The sequence below is a fragment of the Paraburkholderia sp. WS6 genome (genome assembly GCF_030464835.1).
Classification (GTDB): domain Bacteria; phylum Pseudomonadota; class Gammaproteobacteria; order Burkholderiales; family Burkholderiaceae; genus Paraburkholderia; species Paraburkholderia madseniana.
In genome coordinates this window covers 21,532-39,738 of record NZ_JALQCK010000045.1, presented here as the reverse complement: position 1 = coordinate 39,738, position 18,207 = coordinate 21,532, and the positions used below count along the sequence as shown (strand labels likewise).

Annotated in this window: 19 protein-coding genes and 2 tRNA genes; 11 read left to right on the top strand and 10 right to left on the bottom strand. The window is 60.9% G+C overall.

What is annotated here, in order from left to right; translation table 11 throughout:
• Positions 1-2: 2 nt before the first annotated feature.
• The 4 genes from M0D64_RS36500 to M0D64_RS36485 form a co-directional block, all read right to left on the bottom strand.
• Positions 3-302 (bottom strand): phosphopantetheine-binding protein, encoded by a 300-nt coding sequence (locus tag M0D64_RS36500; RefSeq protein ID WP_154559941.1) that lies wholly within the window; start codon positions 300-302, stop codon positions 3-5.
• On the bottom strand, positions 277-1,071 hold the full coding sequence (locus M0D64_RS36495) for a 1-acyl-sn-glycerol-3-phosphate acyltransferase (protein WP_093639093.1): 795 nt from the start codon (positions 1,069-1,071) through the stop codon (positions 277-279). The genes M0D64_RS36500 and M0D64_RS36495 overlap by 26 nt, the downstream gene beginning before the upstream one ends.
• Entirely contained in the window at positions 1,055-1,834 is a 780-nt protein-coding gene (locus M0D64_RS36490) for a beta-ketoacyl synthase chain length factor (protein ID WP_266261288.1), read from the bottom strand. The genes M0D64_RS36495 and M0D64_RS36490 overlap by 17 nt, the downstream gene beginning before the upstream one ends.
• Positions 1,835-2,406: 572 nt before the next feature.
• Positions 2,407-3,105: a DUF4136 domain-containing protein gene (locus tag M0D64_RS36485; RefSeq protein ID WP_154559939.1), complete on the bottom strand. Its 699-nt coding sequence runs from the start codon at positions 3,103-3,105 to the stop codon at positions 2,407-2,409.
• Positions 3,106-3,321: 216 nt separating this feature from the next.
• Between M0D64_RS36485 and pepN the strand changes: the two genes are divergently transcribed.
• From pepN to M0D64_RS36460, 5 genes are all read left to right on the top strand, one after another.
• Entirely contained in the window at positions 3,322-6,018 is a 2,697-nt protein-coding gene (pepN, locus tag M0D64_RS36480; protein WP_266261287.1) for an aminopeptidase N, read from the top strand.
• 196 nt (positions 6,019-6,214) lie between these two features.
• On the top strand, positions 6,215-6,496 hold the full coding sequence (locus M0D64_RS36475) for a type II toxin-antitoxin system RelE/ParE family toxin (RefSeq protein ID WP_200564691.1): 282 nt from the start codon (positions 6,215-6,217) through the stop codon (positions 6,494-6,496).
• Positions 6,497-6,512: 16 nt separating this feature from the next.
• Positions 6,513-6,968, top strand: coding sequence for a HigA family addiction module antitoxin (locus tag M0D64_RS36470; protein ID WP_054037300.1), 456 nt, complete (start codon positions 6,513-6,515; stop codon positions 6,966-6,968).
• 122 nt (positions 6,969-7,090) lie between these two features.
• Positions 7,091-8,107, top strand: a complete 1,017-nt coding sequence (locus M0D64_RS36465; RefSeq protein ID WP_054037301.1) for a class 1 fructose-bisphosphatase — start codon at positions 7,091-7,093, stop codon at positions 8,105-8,107.
• 55 nt (positions 8,108-8,162) lie between these two features.
• A tRNA-Thr gene (locus M0D64_RS36460) sits at positions 8,163-8,238 on the top strand.
• A 115-nt stretch (positions 8,239-8,353) separates the two neighbouring features.
• Here M0D64_RS36460 and M0D64_RS36455 read toward each other — a convergent pair.
• Both M0D64_RS36455 and M0D64_RS36450 read right to left on the bottom strand, forming a co-directional pair.
• Positions 8,354-8,554, bottom strand: coding sequence for a hypothetical protein (locus M0D64_RS36455; RefSeq protein ID WP_266261286.1), 201 nt, complete (start codon positions 8,552-8,554; stop codon positions 8,354-8,356).
• Between the two features lie 224 nt (positions 8,555-8,778).
• On the bottom strand, positions 8,779-9,690 hold the full coding sequence (locus M0D64_RS36450; RefSeq protein WP_199203024.1) for a LysR family transcriptional regulator: 912 nt from the start codon (positions 9,688-9,690) through the stop codon (positions 8,779-8,781).
• A 128-nt stretch (positions 9,691-9,818) separates the two neighbouring features.
• On the opposite strand from M0D64_RS36450, the gene M0D64_RS36445 reads away from it, so the two are divergent.
• The 3 genes from M0D64_RS36445 (at position 9,819) to M0D64_RS36435 (ending at position 12,498) form a co-directional block, all read left to right on the top strand.
• The gene (locus M0D64_RS36445) at positions 9,819-10,934 is read left to right on the top strand and encodes an aldo/keto reductase (RefSeq protein ID WP_266261285.1); all 1,116 of its coding nucleotides are present in this window, start codon (positions 9,819-9,821) and stop codon (positions 10,932-10,934) included.
• Between the two features lie 518 nt (positions 10,935-11,452).
• The gene (locus M0D64_RS36440) at positions 11,453-11,602 is read left to right on the top strand and encodes a hypothetical protein (protein ID WP_266261284.1); all 150 of its coding nucleotides are present in this window, start codon (positions 11,453-11,455) and stop codon (positions 11,600-11,602) included.
• 299 nt (positions 11,603-11,901) lie between these two features.
• A complete protein-coding gene (locus M0D64_RS36435) occupies positions 11,902-12,498 on the top strand; it encodes a chorismate mutase (protein ID WP_154559934.1) in 597 nt (198 codons plus the stop codon).
• 103 nt (positions 12,499-12,601) lie between these two features.
• Here the strand turns inward: M0D64_RS36435 and M0D64_RS36430 are convergent, their stop codons facing one another.
• Positions 12,602-13,756 (bottom strand): exonuclease domain-containing protein, encoded by a 1,155-nt coding sequence (locus M0D64_RS36430; RefSeq protein ID WP_154559933.1) that lies wholly within the window; start codon positions 13,754-13,756, stop codon positions 12,602-12,604.
• A gap of 351 nt (positions 13,757-14,107) precedes the next feature.
• On the bottom strand, positions 14,108-14,311 hold the full coding sequence (locus M0D64_RS36425) for a cold-shock protein (RefSeq protein ID WP_054037310.1): 204 nt from the start codon (positions 14,309-14,311) through the stop codon (positions 14,108-14,110).
• A 444-nt stretch (positions 14,312-14,755) separates the two neighbouring features.
• Between M0D64_RS36425 and M0D64_RS36420 the strand changes: the two genes are divergently transcribed.
• Together M0D64_RS36420 and M0D64_RS36415 are read left to right on the top strand one after the other, a co-directional pair.
• Complete coding sequence (locus M0D64_RS36420; RefSeq protein ID WP_154559932.1) at positions 14,756-15,004, top strand: hypothetical protein; 249 nt, start codon at positions 14,756-14,758, stop codon at positions 15,002-15,004.
• Positions 15,005-15,536: 532 nt separating this feature from the next.
• Positions 15,537-16,667, top strand: coding sequence for a porin (locus tag M0D64_RS36415; RefSeq protein ID WP_266261283.1), 1,131 nt, complete (start codon positions 15,537-15,539; stop codon positions 16,665-16,667).
• Positions 16,668-16,718: 51 nt separating this feature from the next.
• On the opposite strand, the gene greB is transcribed toward M0D64_RS36415, so the two are convergent.
• Positions 16,719-17,297 (bottom strand): transcription elongation factor GreB, encoded by a 579-nt coding sequence (gene greB / locus M0D64_RS36410; protein ID WP_266261282.1) that lies wholly within the window; start codon positions 17,295-17,297, stop codon positions 16,719-16,721.
• A gap of 120 nt (positions 17,298-17,417) precedes the next feature.
• Here greB and M0D64_RS36405 point away from each other — a divergent pair.
• Positions 17,418-17,494, top strand: a tRNA-Arg gene (locus tag M0D64_RS36405).
• A 105-nt stretch (positions 17,495-17,599) separates the two neighbouring features.
• Here the strand turns inward: M0D64_RS36405 and M0D64_RS36400 are convergent.
• A complete protein-coding gene (locus M0D64_RS36400; protein WP_154559929.1) occupies positions 17,600-18,088 on the bottom strand; it encodes a phage protein NinX family protein in 489 nt (162 codons plus the stop codon).
• Between the last annotated feature and the right edge of the window lie 119 nt (positions 18,089-18,207).

Sequence of the window (18,207 nt, the reverse complement as noted above, 5' to 3'; positions counted from 1 at the left end):
GATTAATCCCCTTTTATTGTGGTTTCGTTCACAGCATGCGCCGTTTCGCGTTGACTCGCGACCAGCGCGGCCAGCGTGCTGATCGAGCGGAAGTGTTCGCGGGTGCGTTCGTCGTTCGCTGCGATGGTCAGTTGGTATTGTTTGCGCAGCACGATGCCGATCTCGAGCGCGTCGATCGAGTCGAGACCGATGCCGTCGGTATCGAACAACGGGGCGTCGTCGTCGATATCGGCCGGGCTCAGGTCTTCCAGATCGAGGGCTTCGATCAGAAGCTGTTTAATTTCCAGTTTTAAAGAATCCATAATCGAACAGGTGCTGAGTAATGTGGGCTTCGATGGCGCTGGTCACGCTGCGCGCCGCGAGAGACGGTGAAGTGTCGTGGTCGGCGAGTTGCTCGACGCCAAGCGGCTCGAGCACGTTCACGCGGATCCGGAAAGCGCGCGCCGGCACGTCGTACCAGCGCATCTGCTTGGTGAACGCCGGCGGATCGCAGTCCATCAGCACCGGCACGATCGGCGCGCCGACCTTCAACGCCATGTGCGCGAACCCGCGTGAAAACGCGTGCAGCCGGTTCGGCGCGGGGCTGCGCGTGCCCTCGGGAAAAATAATCATCGTGTAGCCCGCTGCTAGCTGCCGCGCGCCGGCTTCGACGAGCTCCGAGGGATCGGCGTTGCTCACATATTCCGCCGAGCGCACGATTCCCCAGAAACACGGGTTGCCCCAGTGCGCGTTTTTCACCACGCAACAGGCACGCGGCGTAAGCGACAACAACACCATCACGTCCAGGTACGTCGGGTGATTGGCGACCACGATCGCCGGGCCGCCGGCGCGCAATGCCTGCCCACCCGATACCTCGAGCTCCATCACACCGATGCGCTGCAACACCGCGACCAGCGCGCGGAAAAACCAGTGAATCACGGTCGTCACCACGCGCTGACGCGACGCCCGGTGCGGCCACAGCCACGCGAGCGGGAACACCAGCACCGAAAACAGCACGCCGCAGATGCCGAACACCACGAAGGCCATGCCTGTCGCACAGAACCGCCAAACGTAATCAAGCCGCGCGTTCATGCCACCTCCAATGCCAGGCCGCGCCGGCGCCTTGCCAGACGGCGGGCCTGCCCGTTTCCAGACAGTGCTGCAGCGCCTGGCTCTGGGTCGCGAAACTTTCTTCCGCGCTTGCCTTCGCAGTTGCCACCGCGGTTGCCACCGCAGTTGCCATATTCCCCGCGTCTGCGTGATTTGCCTCCTGCGCGGCCCGGGCTGCCTCCGGCTCGCCTCCGCCGGACAACGTGCAGACCAGTTGCCCCGTCGCCGCTTCGCCGTTCAGCAGGATCGCGATCGCGCCGCCCTGCACTTCGTCTTCAATCGTGCCGTACGCCGGATCGGCCGGTTCGTCAGCGTACACCAGCAATACCGGTGAGCCGGGCTGCGTTGCGTATTGCGCGTACGCTTCCAGCAACGCGTAACCGAGCGTCTCGGCGCCGGCCGAGATCGCGCTGGCAGCGGAACGGTCACCGCGCGCAATGCCGAAGACACCGGTCATGGCGTTCAGCACCGACAGGCTGAAGGCGGTCGGCGAGACCGGCTCGCCCGCGCTGATGGTACGCAGGATGTCCGTGGTGCGCCGCAATTCGCCATGGCGTGAAGCGAACACGACTCTGACCTCGTCTTGCGCCACGCAGTCGTGCGCGACCTTCAGGGCGACTTTGGACAGCGTGCTCAGGCGACGCCGCACGATCGGCTCGATAAAGCCGATGTCGGGTGCGGCAGATGCGGCAGCAGGCCAGCTAGACCAGCGAGCGACCGGAATGGTCCAGTGCAGATCGGGCATATCGGTGTTCGCGCGTAGAAGCGAGGAGAGGCTGAGGGTGCCTGACGGAATACGCAGCCGTCACAGCGTATGCGCGCCGCGCGGAACGACAATCTCCAGCCGGGGGTCAATCCAATCTTCTTATATAGGGTTCAGCGATTTAACGGCACTTGGCCCCGATTATTTAGGTGCCTTTGCCAATTAGTCTGATGGATTGACTCAGGCTCCCTGTGGTCGCCGGAATCATACTGAATATTGTGGATTAAATCAGCCACAAAAGACGTATCTATCTGTATCCGTATCGCGGGTGCGACGGATGCCTGGACAACGTCAAAATATAGGCCTGGCGGCCCTTGCGCGTCCGTGAAAAGCCTGCAAAGCCGCTTGCAGCGAGCTCTGCGGGCCAGACAGGCGCTGTCGCATCCGTAAATAGACGCGAATACTTTCATTTAGCTTTCTAAACAAGTGTTTCGTTTCGGAACACTTCAATGCGTCGGTGCCGCGCTGCTGAGTTAGATGCCGCGCGTCTCCGAAATCTCACGCGCCACTTACGGGCGCTTACCGCCGCGCCGGTGTAGCGCTTATTGCACGCCCTATTGCACGACCTTCGCACCCGGCGCCGAAGCCGGCGCGGCCGCGGGCGCGGCGCCCGTCGTTGCGACTTCGTTCGAGATCCCACCGTTCTTGTCGACGGGAATCTTCACGGTATGGACCACGCCGTTACCAAGCGGGAAGTCAGCCAGCGCGCTGCGCGCCAGATACGGCATGGCCCTCACCAGCGACGATTCTTCGTCCGAGTTGCGCGCCGTCACGTTATAGACCTCTTTGCCACTGGCGCGCTCGGTGATCCGCACGCCGAGCAGGTGCGTGAAGATCGGGTAGCTCTGGTTCACATAGGCGGTCGGAAACGCGCCCCACGGGCCCCACGGATCGAACGGCCGGCCCCAGTACGGCGCCGGCCAGGGGTTGTAATACACCGGCTGCGCGACCGTCACCATGTCCGAGCGAATCCCGTAAGAGAGCCCGACCAGATAACGCGCCTGGGAAGTGTCAACCTGGCGGAACGCATGCGTGGCAAGCTCATTGCCGACGAGACGCTCGTAGGTGGTGAGTTCGAGATTGTTCTGCTGATCCCCCGCTCGCGTGAAGGCATAGGTACGGGTGGCGTCGTTGCCGCTCCAGTCGGAAAACGCCGTGACCTGGGAGGTCACATAGCTCGTGCAGCCGGACAACAGCACCGTCAGCGTGGCCAGCAGCAGCGTGGCGCGGCGGGTCCATCGATCGAATTTCATGGTCTACCTCGTGATGCCTGTTATTGCCATTCTTGAGCGGGTTGGCTCATGCGCATGCTTTGCTGCGCCGAGCGGCCCCGATAATACGCTGACCAGGCGAATCGGTAAAAAGTTCGACCCGCACAATCCGCCGAGCCTTTGTACAATGGCTCGACAAGCCCGGCTCGCGCGCCATAAGCACGCTTGACGGCTCGAGTCCCATCACTACAGAACGCCATGGCCGATACCGCAACGCCCAATGTGATCCGCCGCGCCGATTACGCGCCGCCCGCCTTCCTGATCGACACCGTCGCACTGGAGTTCGATCTGATCCCCGAACGCACCGTCGTCAGGAACACGATGCGGGTGCGCCGCAACCCGGACGCGTCCCACGCCGCGAATTTCGAACTGATGGGCGAACAACTCGAGTTCGTCGGCGCCACGATCGACGGCGCACCGTTCGCCCACGCGCATGCGCACGAACACGGCCTCACGCTCGACAACGTGCCGGATAACTTTGAGCTCACGCTCACCAGCATCTGCAATCCGGCGGAAAACACCACGCTGTCGGGCCTGTATGTGTCGGGCGGCAACTTCTTCACGCAGTGCGAGGCCGAGGGCTTTCGCCGCATCACCTATTTCCTCGACCGCCCCGACGTGATGGCGACCTTCACGGTCACACTGCGCGCCAGCAAGGCCGACTATCCGGTGCTGCTGTCGAACGGCAATCTGCTCGAAGAAGGCGATCTGCCGGACGGCCGCCATTTCGCCCGCTGGGAAGATCCGTTCAGGAAGCCGAGCTATCTGTTTGCGCTGGTCGCGGGCAAGCTGGTCGCGCTCGAAGAACGCGTGAAGAGCGGCTCGGGCAAGGAAAAGCTGTTGCAGGTGTGGGTCGAACCGCACGACCTGGACAAGACCCGTCACGCCATGGATTCGCTGATCAACTCGATCCGCTGGGACGAGTCGCGCTTCGGGCTGGAACTGGATCTGGACCGTTTCATGATCGTCGCGGTGAGCGACTTCAACATGGGCGCGATGGAGAACAAGGGGCTCAACATCTTCAACACGAAGTACGTGCTGGCGAACCCCGAAACGGCAACGGACACCGACTTCGCGAACATCGAGGCGGTGGTCGGCCACGAATACTTCCACAACTGGACCGGCAACCGCGTGACGTGCCGCGACTGGTTCCAGCTAAGCCTGAAAGAAGGCCTGACGGTGTTCCGCGATCAGGAATTCTCGGCCGACATGGCGGGCGGCGCGACCGACGAAGCCGCACGCGCCACCAAACGCATCGAGGATGTGCGTGTGCTGCGCCAGATGCAATTCGCCGAAGACGCGGGTCCGATGGCGCACCCGGTGCGTCCGGAAAGCTACGTCGAGATCAACAACTTCTACACGATGACGGTCTACGAAAAAGGCTCGGAAGTCGTGCGGATGTATCAGACGCTGTTTGGCCGCGACGGTTTCCGCAAAGGCATGGACCTGTACTTCAAGCGTCATGACGGCCAGGCTGTGACCTGCGACGACTTCCGTCACGCGCTCGCCGATGCGAACGGCCGCGATCTCGCTCAATTCGAACGCTGGTACAGTCAGGCCGGCACGCCGCGCGTCTCGGTACGCACGAAGTACGACGCCGCGCAGCAACGCTACAGCGTGACGCTCACGCAAGGCTACGGCGATGCCGCGCCAGCCGCGCGTGAAACGCAAAAAGGCCCGCTGCTGATCCCGTTCGCGATCGGTTTGATCGGCAAGGACGGCCACGACCTGCCGCTGCAACTGGAGGGCGAAGCCAGAGTTTCGGACTCCACCACGCGCGTGCTGGAATTTACGCAGACCGAACAGACCTTCACGTTCGTCAACGTCGCGCAGGAACCGCTGCCCTCGCTGCTGCGCAATTTCTCGGCGCCGGTGATCGTCGAATACGACTACTCGGCCGATCAGCTCGCGTTCCTGCTAGCGCACGACAGCGACCCGTTCAACCGCTGGGAAGCCGGTCAACGGCTCGCCACGCGCGAGTTGCTGACGCTCGCCGGGCGCGCCACAACCGGCGTGCCGCTGCAGCTCGACGACTCGGTCGTCGCTGCGTTCGCGCGCGTGCTAACCGACGAAACGCTCTCGCCGTCGTTCCGCGAACTGGCATTGATGCTGCCGTCGGAAGCGTATCTGGCTGAACAGATGGCCGAATCGAATCCGGCCGCCGTACACGCCGCGCGGCAATTCGTGCGCAAGCGCCTCGCGAATGCCCTCAGGAAGGACTGGCTTGCCGTGTACAAAAAGCACCGCACGCCGGGCGCCTATGAAGCGACGCCGGAGGCTTCCGGTCATCGTGCGTTGAAGAATCTTGCGTTGTCGTATCTCGCGGAACTCGACGATCCGGCTGAAGCCGTGCGTCTTGCATCCGCGCAATACGATGCCGCCAACAACATGACCGACCGCTCGGCGGCGCTCTCGGCGTTGCTCAATGCGTCGGCGGCGAACGGCGGCAGCGTTGAGGCGCAGCAGGCGCTGGACGACTTCTACCGGCGCTTCGAAAAGGAACCGCTCGTCATCGACAAGTGGTTTGCCTTGCAAGCCACGCAACGTGGCAGCGCGCAGCGTCCGGTGATCGAGATCGTACGCAGGCTGATGGCGCACCCGGCTTTCAACCTGAAGAATCCGAACCGGGCTCGCTCGCTGATTTTCAGCTTCTGCGCGGCGAACCCCGCACAGTTCCACGCCGAAGACGGTTCGGGCTATGCGTTCTGGGCCGAGCAGGTGATCGCGCTCGACGCCATCAATCCGCAAGTGGCCGCCCGCCTCGCCCGCTCGCTGGAACTGTGGCGCCGCTTTACGCCGACACTGCGTGACGGTATGCGCGCGGCGCTGGAGAAAGTGACGTCGCAGGTGAAGTCGCGCGACGTGCGCGAGATCGTGGAGAAAGCGTTGGCGTGACGATCGTCCGACAGCGCTTTGCGCAGCGAAAAGCCGGCACGTGTTGCCGGCTTTTTTTCGTCCTGAATTTTGCGATAAAGCGGTGTGCGGACGTCAACGTTAGCCGTCTGGACGACTGTTCGTATCGGTTCGGCGGGTGGAAAGTAAACGCATTCATTTAACGGTTTACGTTTAACGCAACGCGTTATATCATCCCATGATCACGACATTCGGCGACAAGGCCACGGCAGCAATCTTTCAGGGCAAGTTCGTGCATTCACTGCCGCTTCATATGCAGGCGCTCGCACGCCGCAAGCTGCTCATGATCGACGCCGCCAGGTCAATCCGCAACCTGCATGCGCCGCCGGGCAACCGGCTCGAATCCTTGCAAGGCCAGCGCAGCGGGCAGTGGAGCATTCGCATCAACGCGCAGTGGCGAATCTGTTTTCACTTTGTCGACGGGGAGGCGCTGAATGTCGAAATTGTCGACTATCACTGATTATTGGGAGACCGGCATGGTCATCAAACGCTCCGATCTGGGCAGCATCGATTTCTCCGACATCAGCACCGGCGAAAGCATCCCGGAAATCCACCCCGGCGAGATTCTGCGGTGCGAGTTCCTCGAGCCGCTCGGCATGTCCGTCAACGCGCTCGCCCTTGCGCTGCGCGTACCGGCGCCGCGCATCAACGACATCGTGCGCGGCAAACGCGCCATCTCGGCCGACACCGCGCTACGGCTCGAACGTTACTTCGGCGCGAGTGCGCAGTTCTGGCTGAATCTTCAGATCGCCTACGACCTGCGTGTCGCTACCGCGGCGGCCGGCGAGCAGATCGAGCGCGAGATCGAGCCGATGCCCAAGGCGAACCGGCCCAAAATGCCGAAGGTCCCGGCCGAACACGCCCGTGCCGCCGCGCTTGCCACCCACGTGGCCGGCCATGTCACGGCCATCAAGGCTCGCCGCAAAGCCTGAGTTTCACGCGCGTTTACAGCCCTTAGCGAGGCGGGCGCACGCCCTCGTATCTCAAAAGCACGGAACCGACACAGCGAGCGGTTAAAATCGAGACATTCCCCAAGCCTTCCCGGAGTACAGCAATGGCTTTGCAACGTCGTACCACTCTCACGAAGTACCTGATCGAGCAGCAGCGCGAGACCAACAACCTGCCGGCCGACCTGCGCCTCTTGATCGAAGTCGTCGCGCGCGCGTGCAAGGCGATCAGCTACCACGTCAGCAAGGGTGCGCTGGGCGATGCGCTCGGCACCGCGGGCAGCGAGAACGTTCAGGGCGAAGTGCAGAAGAAGCTCGACATCCTGTCGAACGAAATCCTGCTCGAAGCGAATGAATGGGGCGGCAACCTGGCGGGCATGGCGTCCGAGGAAATGGAGCAGTTCTTCCCGATCCCCGCCAACTACCCGAAGGGCGAATACCTGCTGGTGTTCGATCCGCTCGACGGCTCGTCGAACATCGACGTCAACGTGTCGATCGGCACAATCTTCTCGGTGCTGCGCTGCCCGGACGGCCAGCAGCCCACCGAACAGTCGTTCCTGCAACCCGGAACGCAGCAGGTCGCGGCAGGTTATGCGGTGTACGGCCCGCAAACCGTGCTGGTGCTGACCACCGGCAACGGCGTGAACTGCTTCACACTCGACCGCGAACTGGGTTCGTGGGTACTCACGCAAAGCGATATGCGCATTCCGGTTGAAACGCGTGAATATGCGATCAACGCCTCGAACGAGCGTCACTGGTATCCGCCGGTCGAGAAATACATCGGCGAGTTGAAAGACGGCAAGGACGGTTCGCGCCAGAGCGACTTCAACATGCGCTGGATCGCATCGATGGTGGCTGACGTGCACCGTATCCTGAACCGCGGCGGCATCTTCATGTACCCAGCCGACAAGCGCACGCCGGACAAGCCGGGCAAGCTCCGCCTGATGTACGAAGCAAACCCGATGGCGTTCATCGTCGAGCAGGCCGGTGGCGCCGCGACCAACGGCGAGAAGCGGATTCTGGACATCCAGCCGAAAAGTCTGCACGAACGTGTGGCGGTGTTCCTCGGCTCGAAGAACGAAGTCGATCGCGTCACGCGCTACCATCTCGAAACAAAAAAGTGACCGCGGGGGCTTGCCAAGTTCCTGAAGAAGTCCCTATAATCTCGTTTCTCCTGATGCCGGAATAGCTCAGACGGTAGAGCAGCGCATTCGTAATGCGAAGGTCGGGGGTTCGATTCCTCTTTCCGGCACCACAAGATTCAAGCAAAAAGCCCAGTCCTCGTGACTGGGCTTTTTGCTTTCTGGTGCCGGTTTTCAACGCGGCTCCCGCTTCAACCGACCGTCACAACGATCAACGGTAGCGCCCCTTCAGCCGCCAAAATCCAATCGATCGCTTCGCGCGGTCACGCCGAGATTGCGAACGACGACCGCATCTTCAACAATCACGTTCTCAGCCGGCTTCGTGCCATATGCCAACACGGCTTCCTGCGGCGCCGACGAAAACCACAAGGTCCGGCCAGCGCACTCGATACCGACCTGACGTCCTTTCCAGTAGACAGCGTTTTCCATGGCGAACTCTCTGAAGGGCGAAGACAGCCATCTTCCGCGCCGGTGCCGGCGCTTCCGTTATCCACCGCACCCTGTGCCGCAGATAGTCGCTTCAATGATAGTCGGCGGCACGATCGAGGCGAACGACAAACCAGCGGCAGTTGCAGACACCACCCGGGGAGAGCCGCACGGCATCCTGTCCGACGCAACGATTCACAGCCTGAAGCTGCAGCAACACGCGAGGTCTATCGGACTTCGCGCTTCTCCCGGAGGAAATCGATCAGCGCGCGCAGCTTGAACGGCATCTGCGCGCGGCTCGCCGTGTACAGATAAAAGCCCGGAAAGCTCGGACACCACCCGTCCAGCACGCGGACCAGGCGGCCGTCTTCGAGTTGCTCGTTCACGTAGTCGTCGATCACGTGGAGGAGGCCCACTCCCTGCTCCGCCGCCCGCACCATCGTGTACAGATCGTTGGTGACGAGACTCCCGCGTGTCTCGACTTCGAACACACGCGACGGATCGTCAGGCTGCGCGAACTCCCATCGATAGATGCCGCCGCTGGTCGAGAAGCGGTAGCGCAGGCAATCGTGAGCGGCGAGATCGGATGGCGTCGCCGGCGCCGGATAGCGCTCGAAATAGGCCGGTGAGCCGGCTACGACAATGCGGATCTCGCCGCCCAAGGGTACCGCCACCATGTCCTGCGCGATCCGTTCGCCGAGCCGGATTCCCGCGTCGAAACCTTCGCCGACCAAGTCAGCGAAACCATCGTCGAGTGTCAGATCAAGACGGATCTGCGGATAGCGACGCGTGAACTCGGCCAGATGCGGCAACACCAGCAGCTCGCTCGCGACTCTCGGCAAATTGATGCGCAGCGTGCCTGCGGGCTGCTCGCGGGTTTCATCGAGCGCCTCGAAGGCCGCCTCCAGTTCACCCAGCGCAGGCAGCACGCGCGCGAGAAACTGCGCGCCAGCTTCCGTCAGGGCAACACGCCGGGTGGTCCGGTTGAACAGGCGCACATTCAGTTGAGTCTCAAGCGAACGAATGCTTTGCGACAACGCCGATGCCGTCACGCCGGTTTCCGCAGCCGCGTGCGTGAAACTGCCGTGGCGCGCCACGCTCGCGAATGCCATCAACGCCGGCAACTGGGCTGGGTCCATCGCGATCTCCATTATTAAGCCAGACTTCACAATCCTTGCAGACAGACGGCATTTTTCCAAGCAAAGAATCGGCGCACGATAACGCCATCGATTCAACGCTTCCCGCCTCACCGCTCAAGGAGACTGATATGACGATGGACCGCTACACCCTGCTCGGCCGCTCGGGCCTTCGCGTGAGCCCGATCGCACTCGGCACGATGACCTTCGGCACCGAATGGGGCTGGGGCGCCGACGAACAAGCGGCGCAACGCCTGTTCGATCTGTACGTGGATGCCGGCGGCAACTTCGTCGACACCGCGGACCTGTACACCGAAGGCACCAGCGAGAAATGGCTCGGCAAATTCGTCGCGGCGCGCGGTCTGCGCGACCGGCTCGTGATCGCCACCAAGTACGGCTACAACGCCGAGACCGGCAATCCGAACGCGGGCGGCAACCATCGCAAGAATCTGCTGCGCGCGCTCGACGGCTCGCTCAAGCGTCTGGGCACCGACTACATCGACCTGTACTACCTGCACACATGGGATCGCGTCACGCCGGTGGACGAAGTAATGCGCGCGATGGACGACGCCGTGCGCGCGGGCAAGATCCGTTACGTCGGCCTGTCGGATACGCCCGCGTGGTTCGCCGGGCGGGCGCAGACGCTTGCCGACTGGCGCGGCTTCGAACCGGTCGCGGCGATGCAACTCGAATACTCGATGATCGAGCGCAACGCCGAAAACGAGTTCGCCGATCTCGCCGCCAATCTGGGCATGGGGCTCGTGCCGTGGAGTCCGCTGGGTATGGGCGTGTTGTCGGGCAAATACCGTCCTTCGCAAGGCGGAGCGGCGAGCGCTGTTTCCGGCGACGGGCGCCTTGCGAGCATGGCCAGCGCGCCGCCGCCGGGATTCGACAAGCTGACCGAGCGCAACTTCCGCATCGTCGCGGAACTGGAGGCCGTCGCGAATCTGGCGGAGCGGCCGATGGCGCAAGTTGCGCTGAACTGGCTGCATCACAAGCGCGGCGTGTCGAGCATCATTGTCGGCGCAACGCGGTCCGAGCAGTTGCAGGAGTCGCTCGGCTCACTCGATTTCACGCTCGCGCCGGAATTGATCGAGCGTCTCGACGCCGTCTCGGAACCGGCCCGTCCATTCCCGTACTACATGTTTGCCGACGGTCATCAGGCACGGATTCATGGCCAGGTCGAAGTCGCCGATAAACCTGCGGCCTTCTCCACACCCGTGACAATTCCGGCGCCGAACGCGTAAAAATCGTCCACAGCGAGCGCCGCGCTTCGTCTGGAGCGCGGCGCTTTTTATTTGCAAAAAATATTCAGAATAAGTATTCCTGTTCGTCAACGAAGTCGCGCAATCGTTCGTTTACAAACAATTAGGGGGCTGAATGAACGCGCTGAACCAGTCGGTAATAAACGAACGTTCGGACTTACGCGGAGAAAATCCTTCCATGCGGCAGTGCACAAAAATCATCGCGATTTGTTCATATCAACGGGTACGAACAGGCTGTGCTGTGACGCAACAGAGATAATGCGCGGAAGGCGCATGGGGCAAGGCTGGGAAGGCTGGGAAGGGAATGGCGAAGATATCGGACTGTTTTTGATTGGCTGCGGCAAATTCAGTTCTGCGTAGTCAACCGATAAATTCTATTCAAACATTCCGTTCCAATGTAAGGCTGTACCGTTAAAGCAACACACAACATGTGAGCCGCATCGGACACTGGTGCAAAACGGGGACCGAGGCAGATAATCGGTTTGTAAAGGAGAGAGATCATGGATGCCAAACCACCGAAGATTCCGACCCCGGATAAAGTTCTTAGCCCGGATCCGGAACCCGCTGGCGTCGAGTTTCTGGGTGCCGAACTGCCTGAGCACGTTCGCGCATTTTTCGACGAACAACGTAAGTCGTGCGACTCGAAGTAAGTGTGCAGTGGCGCGATGCAGCATCAGCGTCCGCGCGTCCGGCGCGCGGCGAAAGTTGCTACGTGCCCCTACGATTGTCGTTTGCCGCTTTCGCGGCGCGGGTTACGCCTGCTTGATTGTGACGCCCGGCTGATTTCGCCCGGCGCACTGAGAGCGCTCGTCTCTGTCTCTGATAGGCGCCTAGGGCGCCTTTAAATATCCCGGCAGCTTGTTTTCAGTCGTTCAGCGCGCCCGCTTGATCCGCGCATCGTCTATTCTTCTGTTTTTTCTTCCGCGGCCACCGGCCACTCCCGCCTTCCATGAATCGCTCGTATCGCTTTGGAGCGTCATGCGCGCTCGCGTTGTTCACGGCGCTTGCGCTCGCGCCCGCCCCTGCCGTCGCGGATGGCGACGACACCGCTCTCACCAACCTGATTGCACTGGCTTCGCAGCGCCTCGCGCTCGCGGAACCCGTTGCGCGCTGGAAGTGGGCGAACCACCAGGCGATTACGGATACACCGCGCGAGAATGCGTTGCTCGCCGACGTCGAAAAGCGCGCCGTCGCAGCGAACGTCGATCCAGCGTTTGCGCGCGCCTTCTTCCAGGATCAGATCGACGCCAGCAAGGAAGTGCAAAACGCGCTGTTTGACACCTGGCGCAGCACGCGGCCGCCCGAAGGCCCTGCGCCCGACCTTGCCACCAGCACGAGGCCGGAGTTGGACCGGCTGACGCAGTCGCTCGTGGCCGGACTCGCACGGGTGCAACCGCTGCGCACAGCGCAGGATTGTCCGTCGCGCGTGGCGCAATCGCTTGCTAACTGGAAATCACTGACGCGCTATGACTCGGCCCATTCGAGCGCGTTGACGCGCGCTCTCGGTCATGTGTGCGAAGCGGGTGGAGTCGGTGCGACGGGATGATCGGTTGGTGCGGTCGAACGGAGTCTGAGACTCCGATCGGTCCAACGCTCTCAGGTGCGGATTGAACCCGCCCTGATGAGCGGGTTGTCGCACGAAACTCGCGTTAAGCCAGACTCGGCACAGGCGTGCCGCTCGAGACGCTCAAGGGCATCACGCGCAAGCCGCGCGCCAGATGGCTTTGCAGAAGACGATAGGTCGACAGTTCGAACGGTCCACCCTCGCTCGAAGCATGCAGCGCGGCCGCCTGGGCGAGCGAAGGCGCATGCCCAAGGTAACGCCACCGGTCGACGACATGAAAGGCACGCGCGTGCGACGCTTCTTCACGCTCCTCAAACACGATCGGACCTTCGAACGGCCACGGCGCATCCACGGGATCGCTCTTCAAGACGCGCGGCACCCGGTTATGGCCGGGACGCAGCGTCGCGATCCATTGCGCCTCCGCGAGCATGGCGCCCAGCTCGCCACCGGTCGCGAGCCACTCGACACGCCGTACTTGTTGCGCGAGCCTCACGTCCTTCGACGACCGCCGCTCCCCCGTCAAGTGAGAACGCAGCCGCTGACGCACACGCACGCTTCGCCCAACATAGAGCGGCAGGTCGCCTTCTCCATAGAACGCGTAGACACCGCATCCGGCTGGCGCCGTGTCGAGCAGATCTTCGGTGATGTCGCCTGCAAGCCGGTAGCGCCGCGTAGTTCGCTCGATCTGCGCCTGCAAAACGTCCGGTGGCACGAGACCGCCATGCAGACGTTGCCAGAACTGCCAGATCAGATCGGCGTCCGCAAGTGCGCGGTGACGATCGGACGGGACGAGACCATGACGCTCCACCAATGCATCGAGCCCATGGCGCTTTTCCGCCGGAAACAACGCGCGTGACAGGCGCACGGTACACAACACATCCGGATCGAACGCTAGTCCGGCCCGGCGAAACTCCCCACGCAGAAAACCGCGATCGAAACTGGCGTTGTGCGCGACGAACAGTTTGCCGTTCAGGCGCTCGAACAATGCCGGCGCAATGACGTCGAAAGTAGGCGCGCCTCGCACCATCGCATTCGTGATGCCGGTGAGCTGCTGAATGAAGGAAGGAATCGGTTGCTGAGGGTCGACCAGGCTGCTCCAACGCGACACGCCGGCCGGTCCTATTTCAACCACGCCAACTTCGGTAATGCGATGCTCACTGGTCGAGCCGCCGGTGGTTTCAAGGTCGACGAAGACGATTGGCACATCTAGGGCCGGTTGCGGCAGAAACTGTTCAGACATGGAAAGGGATACTTTGGACGCGTGGCTTTGCGGCAAGTATGCACCAGTTAGCCGCCGCGCACCCAGCCAGTATTGCTTTGCCCTTGTCGCCGTGCGGCACAAAGACTGGATTCCGGCACGACCTGCGATTCGCTCATAAAGCTGTTAATTATTATATTTCTATGATGTCGATTTTAGATTCCAGGGCTCAATTTTACGCCCCCGATCTTCTCCAGATTAATTCGAACCAGGTAGTTAATCGTTTATGCCGCGATGATAATAACGAATGCCCATAAAAAAGCCTTCGCGTCGTGCGAAGGCTTTCCGGCGATCAGGCTGCCCGGCGACATACGCGGAGCAGCGCGGTGCGGCTTACAGCGGTTGAATGTTCGCCGCTTGCTTGCCCTTCGGGCCGGCCTTGACCTCGAAGGAGACGCGCTGGCTTTCCTTCAACGACTTGAAGCCTTCGGTGCGGATCTCCGAAAAGTGCGCGAACAGGTCTTCGCCACCCGAATCCGATGTAATGAAGCCAAAGCCCTTAGCATCGTTGAACCATTTGACGATACCAGTTTCCATATTCCAGTTTCCCTCGAGGATTTATCAAAATCGGGGCATTGCCCTCAAACTGCATTTCATGGCCATTTCATCTGCGATCGGGCATTTCTGAAGCCTTCGGCACTTTCATATCTGGCAATTGAAATTCAGCTTTGCTGTTATACGGGGAACGAAGAAACAACGTCAAGCGAATTTTTCATATTCACTTAGCATGCGGCGCGATAAGTCAATGCCAAATGAATCGACGAATTCCGACCGCATATTCAGCGAAAACAGAATCGCTTTTCACGTCAATATTACTCACTCGATATCGGGCACAACCGATATCGGAAAAAATTTCGGCATACCCACGAAAACATGTAACAAAAGATGTTTTTAGTAAGTGTTTGTCCGAGTTGTTGCGCCGCACTCATGCCAGCATCATGGAAATCAGTAGCGCGAAGTAATGCGCGTCAGGAGATTGCCATGCTGTTCAATGAATTCCGTCGCTTCATCGCCTGGTTCACCCAATCCCACGCAAAGACAGTTCCCTCGCAATCCGAGCCGGTCGCTCCATCACCCTCGGCCTTCGAGGTCGATCCCATGTGGCATGGGGATCACTGGCAAAATCTGCTCTCGTCCCCCATGGATGCACGCCGCTATGTGATGGAAGACTGGAGCGTCTCGGTGACAACCGACTGGAGTGATGTGGACGGTGCTGCGCCGGCGCACTGACTAACGTCCGCGAATCCGCAACCGGAAGGCAAAAAAAAAGCGCGACTGGGAAGTCGCGCCGACAAAGGTTTGGAGATCTTTTTCGTCAACGAAAAAGTCTGCTTCGGAAAGCAGAGATTTCAGTATAACGGCTTAGTCGAGATCGATTATTCGCATAATCGACAACCATCTATTGCTATAGCGACAACAATCCTTTTTTACGATTTATCGCGTTGTTTTTTTGCATCGATTACTGTAGCGAATGTGCAACGCAATTCAGTTGACTCACCTCTCACGCCCCCCCTCAATAGCGCTGCAAGCCTTTATCAGCAAGGCTTAAACGCTATTCGCCTATCGTTTCATATCCAGTAATACTTTATTGTGGAAATCGGAACATCCGCTTTGCGAGCGTCTCTCTACACTCTGCGTAACCGGAAACCGGCGCGCGTGGCGTACAGCGCGCTTCTCATGCGGATTTCGCCTCTCGCAGCGCCCGCGTGATGGTCTCCTTAAGCCTGGGTTCAACGCCCACTCTAGCTCTCGGAGTTACAAGATGAAAAAGACTCTCATGGTCGCGGCCCTCACGGGCGTTTTTGCAACGGCAGCACATGCCCAGAGCAGCGTCACGCTGTATGGCTTGATCGATGCCGGCATCACCTATACCAATAACCAGCACGGCCACAGCAATTGGCAAGAAACCAGCGGTTCAGTGAACGGCAGCCGTTGGGGCTTGCGTGGCTCTGAAGACCTCGGTGGCGGTCTCAAGGCCATCTTCACGTTGGAAAACGGCTTCGGCATCAACAACGGCACGCTGAAGCAAGGTGGCCGTGAATTCGGCCGTCAAGCGTTCGTCGGCCTGTCGAGCGACCAGTTCGGTGCCGTGACCCTCGGCCGTCAATACGACAGCATGGTGGACTACGTCGGCCCGCTGTCCCTGACGGGCACGCAATACGGCGGCACGCAGTTCGCCCACCCGTTCGATAACGACAACCTGAACAACTCGTTCCGCGTCAACAACTCGGTCAAGTACACCAGCGTGAACTACGGCGGCTTCAAGGGCGGCGCCATGTACGGCTTCTCGAACCAGGCTGGCGGATTTGCGAACAACCGCGCATACAGCGTTGGTGGAACGTATAACTGGGGTGGCCTGAACGTCGCAGCTGCGTTCATGCAGTTGAACGGCAGCGGCACGGCGAATACCGGCGGCGCAGTGTCGGACGACTTCACGTTCGGAGCAAAGCGTCAGCAAACCTGGGGGGCAGGCGCGAACTACACGTTCGGCCCGGCAACGGCTGGCCTCCTGTACACGCAAACCAACCTGACCGGCCTGACCAGCATCAGCTCAGCTGCAGGGGGTACCGCCGCCGCCGTCTCCCTGCCGAGCAACAGCGCCCACTTCCAAAACTTCGAAGTGAACGGCCGCTACGCGCTGACGCCGGCACTGAGCCTGGCGGGTTCGTACACCTACACTCGCGCCAGCCTGAACGGTGTGCGCCCGAACTACAACCAGTTCAACCTGCAAACGGACTACGCGCTGTCGAAGCGCACGGACGTGTACCTGCAGGGTGAGTATCAGCGCGTCAACGAAGGCTCGGGCCTGGTTGCAAACATCAATGGCTTGGGTGCGGCGTCGTCGACGAACAGCCAAGTCGCTGTGACCGCTGGTCTGCGTCACCGCTTCTAAAGCGGCCGGCAACATCCGCAGCATCGAAGGCGCCGTTCGCGGCGCCTTTTTTTATGCTGCACCGCCGCCGGTATCAGGCGGCGGATACTTGACATCCAGGATGTCGATCGGCTGCGGGCCGGCCGGCGTGTACAACGTCACCGTATCGCCAATTTTCGCCTTGAGCAGGGCTCGCGCGATCGGCGAGATCCAGCTCACGTGGCCGACATCCAGGTCGACCTCATCGACGCCAACAACCGTCAGCGTATGCACCTCGCCGTCTTCCGTCGCATATTCGACAGTCGCGCCGAAGAACACCTGATCGACGTTTTCCTGTTTGCTGCTGTCGACTATTTCAGCGATGTCGAGGCGCTTGGTCAGAAAGCGGATCCGCCGATCGATTTCTCGCAGACGGCGTTTGCCATAGATGTAGTCGCCGTTTTCCGAGCGGTCGCCGTTCGAGGCCGCCCACGACACCAGTCTGACCACCTCCGGCCGCTCGACATCGATCAGATGCAGCAGTTCGTCGCGCATACGCCGGTAGCCGGCGGGCGTGATGTAGTTTTTCGTACCCGGGGGGATTTCGGGCTGGGCGACGTCGAGATCGTCGTCATTCTCTTCACTCGACTCTTTGACAAAGGCCTTGTTCATGATGGTCCGTTAACTGCAGCAAGCGACTGCCTATCAAGGGTACACGATCAGGGCAATGAGACAAATCGCAGTTACATGCTTCCCTTTTTGAAAACCTTTGCTATAATCTCGTTTCTGCGTGCGGCTGTAGCTCAGTTGGATAGAGTACTTGGCTACGAACCAAGGGGTCGTGGGTTCGAATCCTGCCAGCCGCACCACCTATGAAGGGCCTTCCGATCGGAAGGCCCTTTGTTTTTTACGTGACCGGTTCTGCTCAACCGGTCCACTCTGCCAGGGCCCAGGCCTTGGCAGCGTCACCGCAGCTATCGCGGTATCGACTGAATATCACCGATCTGCCCATCGGGACTCGGCACATCCACGAACGAACTTTCCGCCGATTCCTCGCCGATCAGCGCCGCGCGCTCGCCAGTCACAGCCTGCGCCTGCCGCAATACCTCACCCACGCTATCGCCGAAACGGCTTTCAACAAACGCCCGCAGCAGCGCAACCCGTAACGAGTCTCCCCGCCCTTCCACGGTTCGATGGCCGCCCTCGAACTCAGCGATGCAATGTGCCGCGCCATGATCGGTCCGCTCACGCACCTCCAGCCGCTGCGCGCGCTCCAGCACCGCCGCGGCCGCTTCCCATGACGTGGACGGCGTAAAACGGCCATCCCACGGGCGGCCACGGTCATTGCCTCGGATCGAGACGGTTTCGCCGCTGTCGGTAAAGTAGATTTCGCGCACGAAGTCGTGCAGGCTGCGGGCCACCCAATAGTCGAGCGCCACGCCGGTGAGGTCAGCTACGTTCATAAGCGTTCTCCCTGAAGTTCCGGTGAGACTCGCTGGCGGGCAGGTGCGTTCAGATTCAAACGAAAGCCGCCTGAAGCCGCCCGAGGCGACCAGACGTCCAACGTGGTCGAGCAGACCCA